Source organism: Thiofractor thiocamini, assembly GCF_055384375.1.
Genome location: NZ_AP042389.1, coordinates 2,043,507 through 2,055,600, shown reverse-complemented (window position 1 = coordinate 2,055,600; position 12,094 = coordinate 2,043,507). Strand labels below are relative to the sequence as shown.

The following is a 12,094-nucleotide window of genomic DNA, read 5'->3' as shown; positions in this document are numbered from 1 at the left end:
AGGTAATAATCATACATCTTTTAAACTTATACTTATATAATTGGATGAAATTTTGGAAAAATCAGTCCATACATAAAGGACTTTTTTGTGCTATAGGTGTATATGACTTTAGAGGTAGTCTTGATTATTTTTGGGCAAATTTAACCAGAGCACTACCCCAGGTAAGTCCGCCGCCAAAGGTATCAAGCAGCATAAGATCTCCATATTTGAGATTGCTGCTTTCATAAGCATCATTTATAGCCATGGGAATCGATGCGGCAGAAGTATTGCCGTATTTTGCAACTGTTAAAACCGTTCTCTCTTTTGGAAAATCAAGTTTGTTTCTTACATACTCGATGATACGGTAATTTGCCTGATGAGGAATAAATCTATCCACATCATCTGATGTAAGATTATTTCTTTTTAGGATTTCTATAACATCTTCGGTTAAAGTTTTAACAGCGATTTTAAAAGTCTCATTTCCTGCCATTTTCATAAAGTGCATCTCATTTTTTATGGTTTCTAATGATGCAGGATACTTCGAACCGCCACCCGGGGTTATCAAAAGATCGGCATATTCACCATCGGATGACGCCATTACATCCAAGATGGCTTCATTTTTATCCTCGGTAGCGCTTATAACAGCTGCACCGGCTCCGTCTCCAAAGATAACACAGGTTGTTCTGTCTTTATAGTTTGTTATAGCACTCAGCTTTTCAGCTCCAATGACAAGTACATTTTTTTTGAGTCCTGATTCTATAAATGATTTAGCTATTGACAAAGAGTAAACAAAACCGCTACAAGCGGCACTTATATCAAATGCCATCGCATTTTTGATCCCCAATTTGTCTGCTACCACACAGGCAGTGGATGGCATACAAAAATAATCAGGGCTGATAGTCGCAAGTATGATGGCGTCTATCTCATTTTTATCTATACCGGCTCTTTTTATGGCAAGCTCAGCAGCTTTGAAAGCCAAATCACTTGTTGATTCATCTTTATCTGCTATGTGCCTCTCTTCTATGCCCGTTCTTTTTTTTATCCATTCATCACTGGTATCTACCATTTTTTCAAGATCTTTGTTTGTAAGTATATTTTTTGGTACATAGGCACCGATGGATTTTAAAGAAGCAAACATATCGTATCCTTATTGAACTTCTGAGGGAAGATTGCTCTTAAGTTCTTTTAATTTTTCCTCAATATCTTTATTTATATTGGAGTTGGAAAAATTGATTGCCTGAAATATAGCATTTTTAACTGCTTTGGCATTGCTTTTTCCATGGCTTATTATAGCACAACCGTCAATTCCCATCAACGGTGCTCCGCCATACTCTGCATAATCAACCTGTTTTTTAAGTATCTTAAATACTTTTCTCATCAAAATAGCACCGGTTATTGCCAAAGGTGATTTTCTTACATTTTTTTTGATGATTTTGCTTATCGAATCTGCCACACCCTCACTGGTTTTTAAAAGAATATTGCCCACAAAGCCATCACAAACAACAACATCCGTACTTCCGTCAAAGATATTGTTTCCCTCTATATTGCCTTTAAATGAAGGTAGCGCTTGAAGCATTTTATAAGCCTCTTTTGTAACTTCATTGCCTTTTGAGGATTCTTCACCGTTTGAAAGCAAGCCGACTTTGGGATAAGAGATACCAAGTATATCTTTTATATACGCTTCACCCATGACGCCAAATTCAAACAAGTGAAGAGGTTTAGAATCGACATTGGCTCCGACATCCAGCACCAATGAGTATTTTCCCTGCTGGGATGTGGGCATCAAAGTAGCGATCGCCGGTCTGGAAACACCTTTTATACGACCTATTCTCAAAGTTGCCAAGCTCATTGTAGCACCACTGTGCCCGGCTGAAACCACTGCGTTTGCTTTTTTGTTTCTAACAAGATCAACAGCTTTATAGATAGAACTATCTTTTCTTTTAAGTGCATCTGTCGCCAAATCTTTCATATCTATGACATCATCGGCTTCGACTATCTCTACACTGTCTTTGTATCTTAGCGGAATTTGAGACTCGATAATATCTCTTTTTCCTACAAGTATCGCTTTGAACTCTCTCTCGTTTAAAGCCTGCAGGGTTCCTTCAATGATAGGAGCGGGACCGTAATCCCCACCCATTGCATCGATAGCTATGATTTGCATTAGTTACTTTTATATTCGCCGGTAGTTTTATTTATACGATGAGGCATTCTCCAAGTACCGTCACTGTCTTTTACAGGTTTTGGTAAAGTAAGTTTATAGTGTGTTCTTCTTTTTGCAGCTCTAGTTTTGCTGACTCTCCTCTTTGGTACTGCCATTTTATCTCCTTAAAATTTTTATATATTAGCTTATTTCTCTTTTTGCAAAGAAAAAGTTTATCTCGATTTTTGCATTCTCAAGGCTGTCACTTCCATGAACGGCATTTGCATCTATACTATCGGCAAAATCAGCTCTTATAGTTCCCTTTTCAGCCTCTTTTGGGTTTGTAGCACCCATTAATTTTCTATTTTTAGCAACTGCATCTTCACCTTCTAGTACCATCACAACAACAGGACCGCTTGTCATGAATTCAACCAATTCACCAAAAAAAGGTCTCTCGCTGTGTACTGCATAGAAAGCTTGTGCATCTTTTTTACTAAGTTCCAATTTTTTCATAGCGGCAATTCTTAGCCCATTGCTTTCAAACCTATCTACGATTTTCCCTATTACACCTTTTTTAACGGCATCAGGTTTTATGATTGAGAGTGTTTGTTCCATATATATTTCTCCATAATTAATATAATAAATGCTTCTTTAAAATAAAGCCGATTATTATATCATAAATTTTTTAAAAATGGGATAATATCAAATATTAGCTATAAATAAGATTAAATCTGATGTTAGTATAGAAGCAAAAGCAGAAAAATATCTAAAGGACATCTTTAAATACCCTTTAGATTTTTCTGCTTATTCGGTAATAAATTATTCGGCTACAGGTGTTCCTACTTCACCTCTGTCTTCTCTGCAAGTTTGTCCTTCTTTGCACTCATCCCAAACTATACATCCCTCGGTCGGGCAAGCTTCAGCACAAGCAGGAGCATCATTGTGACCGACACACTCTACGCATTTATCAGCATATACATAATATATCTCTTCTCCTGTTGGATTATCCTCATCATCAACTATAGCTTCAACAGGACACTCATCTATACAAGCACCACAGCTTATACATATATCTGTAATCTTTACTGCCATCTCTTCTCCTTTAAAAATTTTAAAAAACTATATCAAATTTAAAATAAAACAGTTATTAAATTCCTAGGTACTCTTTAATATTATCTACTTTATCAGTTTTCTCCCATGTAAACTCAGGGAGCTCTCTTCCAAAATGTCCATAGCTTGCAGTTTTTGAATAAATCGGTCTAAGCAAGTCGAGCTCTTCTATAATACCTTTGGGTGTCAGACTGAAAATTTCTCTGATACACTTTTCAAGCTTTTCATCAGCAACTTTTGAAGTTCCTTCACTATTTACCATGATCGATACCGGCTCGACAACTCCTATAGCATAAGCAAGCTGTATAGTGGCTTTTTCACAAACTCCGCTTGCTACCAAATTTTTTGCTATATATCTTGCCATATAAGCTGCGCTTCTATCCACTTTTGTAGGATCTTTCCCACTGAAAGCTCCTCCACCGTGAGGACAGTACCCGCCGTAAGTATCGACTATGATCTTTCTGCCTGTCAGTCCCGCATCTCCTTGAGGACCGCCTATGACAAATCTTCCTGTAGGATTGATGTGGTATTTTATATCATCACACTCTATATCTTTTGGCAGGATTGGAAGGACTATCTCTTCTATGACCGCATCTTTTAGTTTGGAGTATGGGACATCAGGCGAATGCTGGGTGGATATGACTATGGTATCTATGGCTTTTGGCTTACCATTTTCATATCTTACACTGACCTGTGCTTTTCCATCCGGTCTTAAAAACGGTAAAACACCGCTTTTTCTTTTTTGTGCCAATCCCAAGGTCAGCTTGTGAGCAAGGTATATGGGAAGCGGCATCAACGTATCTGTTTCTTTGCAGGCATATCCAAACATCAAGCCTTGATCTCCGGCACCTATCTCGCCACCTTCTTGATCGACTCCCTGATTTATATCAGGGCTCTGCTCACCTACACCGTTTAGCACACCGGCACTTCTGTAATCAAATCCGAAATTTGCATCGGTATAGCCGATATTTCTTATAACTTCTCTTGCAATTTCCTGCATAGGAGCATAAGCGGTTGTTTTTATCTCACCTGCTATAATGCAGTAACCATTTGACAAAAGTGTCTCGCACGCAACCCTGGCTTTCGTATCCCTTGCGATTATGTAATCAAGCACGGCATCACTTATCTGATCTGCCATCTTGTCAGGGTGACCTTCGGTTACGGATTCACTTGTAAACAAAAAATTTTTTGCCATAAATTTCCTTCAGACTGTTTTTGTGACATTATATCAAAAATTATTTAAATTTACTTCTTTGTCACATCTAAAATATTATTTAAAAATTTATTTAATCTTATTATGATACAATTTAATTGTTGATAAAATTTATTATTTAGGAGAAAAAATGATCGTTACAAACAAGGCACCAAATTTTACCGCAACAGCGGTTTTAGGAAATAATGAGATAGTTGATGACTTCAATCTATATGAAAACTTTGGAGAAAAAGGTACTGTAGTATTCTTTTATCCACTGGATTTTACTTTTGTATGTCCGTCTGAGATCATAGCATTTGATCACAGACTTGATGAATTCACAAGCAGGGGCATCAATGTCATAGGTGTTTCAGTTGACTCACAATTCTCACACTTTGCATGGAAAAATACTCCGGTTGACGAAGGTGGTATAGGTCAAGTTAGATATCCGCTTGTCGCTGATCTTAACAAGCAAATTGCAAGAGACTTTGATGTACTTTTCAATGAAAGTGTAGCTTTAAGAGGCTCTTTTCTTATAGATACAGATGGAACTGTAAGACACGCTGTTATCAATGACTTGCCACTTGGAAGAAACATTGATGAAATGCTAAGAATGGTTGATGCTATGCTCTTTACAAATGAGTATGGTGAAGTTTGCCCTGCAGGATGGCACAAAGGTGAAGAGGGAATGAAACCTTCAACTGACGGAGTTGCCGAATATCTCGAAAAACACGCCGAAGAACTTTAAATCGTAAATCGATGTTTCGTGGGTCGCGAGACGATATTTCGAAGTTTTCAAGCCACAGGCTTGGAAACGACTCACGACTCACTACTTCCTGTTAACTGCTCCAGCAATATCTTCAAATTTTTTTCTACTTTTTTAGCATTGCCGTATGTTTAGAACTTGTAACTTTTATATGATACATATCTTTGTCACTAAAAATTCTAACATGCAAGATCAAAATTTTCTATGGCCTACCAACTCCAACCAATTTGTCCTAACAACATAGTTGAATTGCCAATATTGGAAAACACATATGATTTTTTACTATCAACTTTTGTAGCTAATTGTAATTTTACAAACAGTTGTTTATAATAAATAGAATAACCGACTCCTATATCTTGAAGAGTTTTGGAATAAATTTTTGAAAGCTCACTATTTGCACTATAGGCTCTACCTATATCATAAAACACATCAAGTTGGTGTTTATAATTATGTTGAACAATATTGTAGCCAAGATCAATTGTATATATATATCCGCTATCCCCACTCTCCTGTGTATTGTAATATGCCCTAACTCCATATGCTCCACCGATAGTTATTTGTTGGGATGGGTCCAATATCTTATTACCCAATGCAATTTGAGTTTTTAATGAATTTGTTAAAATAACATTATCATATATTTGATTACTAAGAGATAAGTCTATATCCAATTTATTAAAATTACCCTCAATCGGAGTAACTAAAGATTTATCTAAAAAGCTAATTTTTCCAGTTGTATAAAGTATATTAGTAGTTAAACTAGATTCAATATCATACAGAAAAAAATTTTTAAAATAATTCATATCCATCAGTAGATTCTTTGATCGTTTATCAACAGTTTGTCCAAGCATTGTATTACTAATTTTTTGATACTGTGGTGTTATTGAAAACTCTAATGTTTCTAATCCATGCTTTATCAGAGGATATTTAAATGACAATTCCATAAATTTAGAATCACCAAAGGCATCTAACGCAGAATATATACCACCTAAACTATATTGTGTCTCATAATAAGATCCTGTTGCCCTAAGTCCACTAGAGCCAATATAGGATGAATAAGAAATATATCCATTCTTCAGCTTACTACCATTAGTTACCAATCCTGATAAAGACAGTTTATCTCCATCCCCAAAGATAGAGTTTACACTACCGCCAATACTAAAACGATATTCTCCACTATTTTTAGAACCATAGTTATCAGACAGCATATAGCCATTAACTCTGTTGGTCGCTACTGTATTTAACAATAAATCACTTGTATCATTTTCTTTTCCTGCTACGATACTGACACTCTTAATGTTCAAGCCAGCCTCATCATTAATGAGTAATAATTTTCTTTCTAAATCATCGAGTTTTATGACTCTACCTTTAAGGTTATCTAAAAATGACAAAATATTACTACTATTCACTAAAGATGTATTTTTTAAAGTAACAGTCTCTAATTTACCTTCCATAATTTTTATAGAGAGAATTTTATTTTTATATGCCCCTTTTTCCAAATATGCTTTAGCAAGCACATAGCCCTTATCATGGTAAGCTTTTGTGATTTTCTCTGTTATAGAAACTATTTCTTGAAAATTCAGATTTTGATTCCTATAGGGGGCTAATATTGCGTCTATTTCTTTTTTATTAAGTTTGCTATTATCAATAAGTACAAAATCTTTGATAAATATTTTTTTGGATCCTTTTACTCTTGTTGTTTTGTACTTTTTACCTTGTAGATAATCGATAGACGCACCATGTGTATTAATGCCCTTTTGTATCCCTTCAAAAGTATTACTATTTGTTGGTACTTGAGCAAAAACATTTAAAGTGAGAAAAATCATACTACAACATAAATAGTTTACAAATCTTTTTGATATTAGATTATTTTTCATTGTTATTTCTCCAAGTTAAGATATTTTCATCTTTCCTAATTATTGATATAGGTACTAAAGTATTTCTTTTTGGCATTAAATAATTTCTTTTTAGCAAAACAATCTGTACTGCATTCCCATTTGCATGACTTGCAATAGCATCTTCCACTTGTTGTTGTAACTCAATTTGATATGTTGGTGCTGATGTTGGCACCGGAATAATTGTTCCTGCTCCTGAAGCTACTGTAGGCTCTATATAATTACTTAATTTGGTGCCTGAGTTTGCACTAAAATCAATTGAAGCTAATGTTGCACTTACGCTTGAAGCTGTTGCTACATCCGGGCTATTGTAAGTTCCTAATGTTTGTGTTACTGTTGCACCTTGTGATCCTATAAATCCACTGAGTGAATAGTTGCTTGGAGTAAGTGTTGCGGCTGTTGTTCCATCATATGTTTTTGTAGGATTACCTATTATTGATGCGCTTAACTGTTTTGGATTTATTGTTAAGGCACTGTCTGTATATGAGATTGTATACCCTAATTGACTAGCAAGGGTTCCTTGTGTTATGGCATAGCTGCCTACATCAGAAGTAGAAGTTGCGGCTGTTGTTACATCCCCGCTAAGTGCATTTGCAAGGGTATCTCCATCTATTAGACCTGTAGTACTGGTACTATAAGTCAAAGTAGGGTTTTGTTCACCATAGATACGCGATTTATCATCTCCTACTACAGTAAGCGTAGGATTTATACTATACAGCATATAGTTTCCTGAACCTACTCCACTGGTAGATTGATAGGAAGTATTGTATCTTTTATTGTAAGTGCTTATTCCTTCTACTGTGTCAGTTGGATTACTTGAGTAAACAAGCCATCTTCCGTTTGGTGTATTTAAAGTATGATTTGATGAATTTATAAAGTTTTTCCCTGCTATAACAAGAGCATCACCACTTCCATTCGCTGTTATATCACCATTTAAAGTTATATCTCCACCTGCAACACTTAGTATGGATGTCGGCAAATTAAAGGTATAAGCACCAATATCAACATTACCTGTTCCATCTGTACGACCTAAAATCAACTTGGAAAACCCTGGCTGTATCTTGCTATCAATAGTATTGTCAAATTTCCATGAGCCTGTTCCTGATCCGATACCTATCGTTGTGCTTGGAGTATATGGTTCCAATGTCATAGTTCCCGAACCTGTCAAACCTCCATTTAATGTTAGCGTATTTCCTTCCCAAGTTTGTTCTCCGGTTGTTGTGACTGCCTGTGCAGTGATACTATTTGCTCCAACATGTATAGAGGCTAAAGGTGTTGCACTACCAACTGCTCCATTAAAAGTTACAGACCTACTGTTTTGTGTGAATACAGAAAGGGCATGCGCACCATTAACTTGTGAATTAAAGGCAACATCTGCACTATTTGAACCTGTAGTATCTATAGTAACATCACCGGCTAAAAGAACATTTGGAGAAAATGTAATGCCGACATTTGCTGTTATATCATTGCCAAGATTGATTGCACCTGAGGTAGCATTGAGTACAATAGCACCTCCTGTTGTCCAACTACCTGTCTGGCTAATATCTCCTTCAGAATGCAAAGTAAGAGAACCACTTAAACTCTCAGCTCCAATAGTAATAGTGTTATTTGTAATAGTACCACCACTCACATCTATAAGAAGTGAACCTGTTACTTTATTGTCTGCGAGTGTATAACTTGCATTTCTTTGTGTTAAGGTTAAGTCTTTAATTGGACTTGTAAGTGTTAAGTCTGCATTTGTTGAATCATTAAAGATATTAACATTTGCTGTACTGGCTGTTGTTGCTGTTACTGCTCCTATGTTTGTATGACCACCATAATAAGCACGACTTAAAGTTATATCCCCACCGGCAGTCAATGTGCTTGTTGCACTGGTTCCTGTCATGTTTATGTAACCATTTTCTGTAATTGTTCCACCGGAATTAATAACTAGATTTCCCGCTAAATACTGTCCATAAGTAGATTCATTACCAATTTTCACATCTGTTGCATTTGGATAATCAATTGTTACATTCTGGATACCTTTATGTGAGTTTGTTGGTAAAACTATATTGGCATCACCATTATATGCACTTTTTAAAACTACGTTATATCCTGATTGTACAGTTACATTCTGCAAACTGTTTGCTGTATTATCTAAGGTAATATCACCTGTGCCTGCTGTTGCGCTTAGGGTTGTTGTGCCTGTTGTTGTTATAGCACTGTTGCCTGTAATACCGTTTTCAGATTTTAAATTGATATTACCACTTAGAGTTTCAGCTCCAACAGTAATAGTATTAGTTGTATCTGTTCCACCTGTAACATCTATGGAGAGTGAACCTGTTACTTTATTGTCTGCGAGTGTATAACTTGCATTTCTTTGTGTTAAGGTTAAGTCTTTAATTGGACTTGTAAGTGTTAAGTCTGCATTTGTTGAATCATTAAAGATATTAACATTTGCTGTACTGGCTGTTGTTGCTGTTACTGCTCCTATGTTTGTATGACCACCATAATAAGCACGACTTAAAGTTATATCCCCACCGGCAGTCAATGTGCTTGTTGCACTGGTTCCTGTCATGTTTATGTAACCATTTTCTGTAATTGTTCCACCGGAATTAATAACTAGATTTCCCGCTAAATACTGTCCATAAGTAGATTCATTACCAATTTTCACATCTGTTGCATTTGGATAATCAATTGTTACATTCTGGATACCTTTATGTGAGTTTGTTGGTAAAACTATATTGGCATCACCATTATATGCACTTTTTAAAACTACGTTATATCCTGATTGTACAGTTACATTCTGCAAACTGTTTGCTGTATTATCTAAGGTAATATCACCTGTGCCTGCTGTTGCGCTTAGGGTTGTTGTGCCGATTGAATTTATTTGGTTATGGAGTGCTAATCCAGTTGAATTGTTAAGTATAGTATCTGTTCCTACACTCCAAACTTTTGTAGAATCAGTAGGGGTGATACCGTTTTCAGCATAAAGATGCATACTTCCACTTAAACTCTCAGCTCCAATAGTAATAGTGTTATTTGTAATAGTACCACCACTCACATCTATAAGAAGTGAACCTGTTACTTTATTGTCTGCGAGTGTATAACTTGCATTTCTTTGTGTTAAGGTTAAGTCTTTAATTGGACTTGTAAGTGTTAAGTCTGCATTTGTTGAATCATTAAAGATATTAACATTTGCTGTACTGGCTGTTGTTGCTGTTACTGCTCCTATGTTTGTATGACCACCATAATAAGCACGACTTAAAGTTATATCCCCACCGGCAGTCAATGTGCTTGTTGCACTGGTTCCTGTCATGTTTATGTAACCATTTTCTGTAATTGTTCCACCGGAATTAATAACTAGATTTCCCGCTAAATACTGTCCATAAGTAGATTCATTACCAATTTTCACATCTGTTGCATTTGGATAATCAATTGTTACATTCTGGATACCTTTATGTGAGTTTGTTGGTAAAACTATATTGGCATCACCATTATATGCACTTTTTAAAACTACGTTATATCCTGATTGTACAGTTACATTCTGCAAACTGTTTGCTGTATTATCTAAGGTAATATCACCTGTGCCTGCTGTTGCGCTTAGGGTTGTTGTGCCGACAACTTTCATAGTACTAGCACTACTATCCTGTAATATTTGACCACCGTAATGGTCTGTATTGTATCCTGCTTTAAGCGTGAGTGTTCCGGCTGATGCAGTAATATTTTTATTAATCTTAATATCACTATATGCTTTTAATGTTAAATTGTTTGTTGTGCTCCATGTAACATCACCATTTACCAAGATATTTCCATAATCACTTCCACTATCATTAACCGTCTGAATGGTAACACTGCTACTTCCCAAATTATTTGAAAGCGTTACCGCACCGATAGAACTTGTAGTTTGTGCAGAGTTATCATTTAGTATGGTAAAATTTATTGGATCTATCAGCCATTCACCGCTAGTTCCTCGACTAGATTTTGTAGTAATCTTAGTACCGTCTGCTACATGTACATTTTTACCACTTGTTTCCACAAAACCACCGTTACCAGAAATCGGGGCACTTGCATCGATAGTTCCTGCAATATTTGCTGTACCTCCATTTGCTTTTATGGTAACACTGCCCGTAAGGTCATCTAAGGTTTGCGCTTCAACTATGCCTGCTGTATTGACAGTTGATTTTAGCAGAGAGTGTGCAGCATTGGCAGTGAGGTATATTGCTCCGCCATCTGCTTTTATGATTCCTTTATTTTCTACCATTGCATCAAAGGTTGATTTATCTATTGCTATATTAAGCAGTGAGTTTCCGTTGAGATTAAGTGTGATTTTATCTCCACTTGCAAGGTGAACAACACCTTTGTTCGCTACTATAAGCCCCTCATTGGAAACAGTTTTACCTGCAAGCACAATATAGCCGCTATTTGATGCAGTAATGGTTCCCATATTTACAATAGTGCCATCAACACCGGTACTGCTGAATTTATAATTAGACTTTAGAAAATCTTTATCTTTGATATTCATTGTCGTTGCTAAAAAACATGCAGTATTAATCTGCGCATTTTTAGAAATCAAGACACCATGAGCATTAATTAAAAATACCTGCCCGTTTGTCCGAAGCGTTCCATCTATGATACTTTTTTCATTTCCAATCACTCTGTTAAGGGTTATAGAACTTATATTTGGCTGTTGAAATCGGACTGTTTCGGATGGTTTAATTGAGAAACTATTCCAATTAATAACAGCCTTGCCGGAACTCTGATTGATTAAAGTTGTTTGTGCAGACTGACTAATATGAGCACTTCCATGAACAACTTGTCCTCCTATCGGAGATGCCACCGCTATAACAGCAGAACCTAACATTGCCGAAACCGATAAAACAACTCTACCTTTTGATGCTATCTTGAAAACAGACCGATAATCAAACTTTTGATGAAATCCAATTGCTTTCATAATTTTCTCCTCATCTATTCTAATCTTCATATACTTAACTATCTACATTTTCTCTGTCATTATTATATTTCTTTAAAAATAA

At 36.0% G+C, this 12,094-nt stretch carries 9 protein-coding genes; 1 reads left to right on the top strand and 8 read right to left on the bottom strand.

What is annotated here, in order from left to right; all coding sequences use genetic code 11:
• Nucleotides 1–124 precede the first annotated feature (124 nt).
• The 6 genes from ACZ47B_RS10385 to metK all read right to left on the bottom strand — a co-directional run bounded on the left by ACZ47B_RS10385 (nucleotide 125) and on the right by metK (nucleotide 4,424).
• Nucleotides 125–1,117: a beta-ketoacyl-ACP synthase III gene (locus ACZ47B_RS10385; protein ID WP_464894459.1), complete on the bottom strand. Its 993-nt coding sequence runs from the start codon at nucleotides 1,115–1,117 to the stop codon at nucleotides 125–127.
• Between the two features lie 9 nt (nucleotides 1,118–1,126).
• Entirely contained in the window at nucleotides 1,127–2,140 is a 1,014-nt protein-coding gene (gene plsX, locus ACZ47B_RS10380) for a phosphate acyltransferase PlsX (RefSeq protein ID WP_464894458.1), read from the bottom strand.
• On the bottom strand, nucleotides 2,140–2,295 hold the full coding sequence (gene rpmF / locus ACZ47B_RS10375; RefSeq protein ID WP_464894457.1) for a 50S ribosomal protein L32: 156 nt from the start codon (nucleotides 2,293–2,295) through the stop codon (nucleotides 2,140–2,142). Before rpmF ends, plsX begins: the two co-directional genes overlap by 1 nt.
• A gap of 25 nt (nucleotides 2,296–2,320) precedes the next feature.
• Nucleotides 2,321–2,734 (bottom strand): nucleoside-diphosphate kinase, encoded by a 414-nt coding sequence (gene ndk, locus ACZ47B_RS10370; protein ID WP_464894456.1) that lies wholly within the window; start codon nucleotides 2,732–2,734, stop codon nucleotides 2,321–2,323.
• 204 nt (nucleotides 2,735–2,938) lie between these two features.
• Nucleotides 2,939–3,211, bottom strand: coding sequence for a 4Fe-4S dicluster domain-containing protein (locus ACZ47B_RS10365; RefSeq protein ID WP_464894455.1), 273 nt, complete (start codon nucleotides 3,209–3,211; stop codon nucleotides 2,939–2,941).
• A gap of 55 nt (nucleotides 3,212–3,266) precedes the next feature.
• A complete protein-coding gene (gene metK, locus ACZ47B_RS10360) occupies nucleotides 3,267–4,424 on the bottom strand; it encodes a methionine adenosyltransferase (protein WP_464894454.1) in 1,158 nt (385 codons plus the stop codon).
• A 148-nt stretch (nucleotides 4,425–4,572) separates the two neighbouring features.
• On the opposite strand from metK, the gene ACZ47B_RS10355 reads away from it, so the two are divergent.
• Entirely contained in the window at nucleotides 4,573–5,169 is a 597-nt protein-coding gene (locus ACZ47B_RS10355; RefSeq protein ID WP_464894453.1) for a peroxiredoxin, read from the top strand.
• Nucleotides 5,170–5,396: 227 nt separating this feature from the next.
• Here the strand turns inward: ACZ47B_RS10355 and ACZ47B_RS10350 are convergent, their stop codons facing one another.
• On the bottom strand, nucleotides 5,397–7,061 hold the full coding sequence (locus tag ACZ47B_RS10350) for a ShlB/FhaC/HecB family hemolysin secretion/activation protein (protein WP_464894452.1): 1,665 nt from the start codon (nucleotides 7,059–7,061) through the stop codon (nucleotides 5,397–5,399).
• Nucleotides 7,051–12,012 (bottom strand): two-partner secretion domain-containing protein, encoded by a 4,962-nt coding sequence (locus ACZ47B_RS10345; RefSeq protein ID WP_464894451.1) that lies wholly within the window; start codon nucleotides 12,010–12,012, stop codon nucleotides 7,051–7,053. Before ACZ47B_RS10345 ends, ACZ47B_RS10350 begins: the two co-directional genes overlap by 11 nt.
• Nucleotides 12,013–12,094 lie beyond the last annotated feature (82 nt).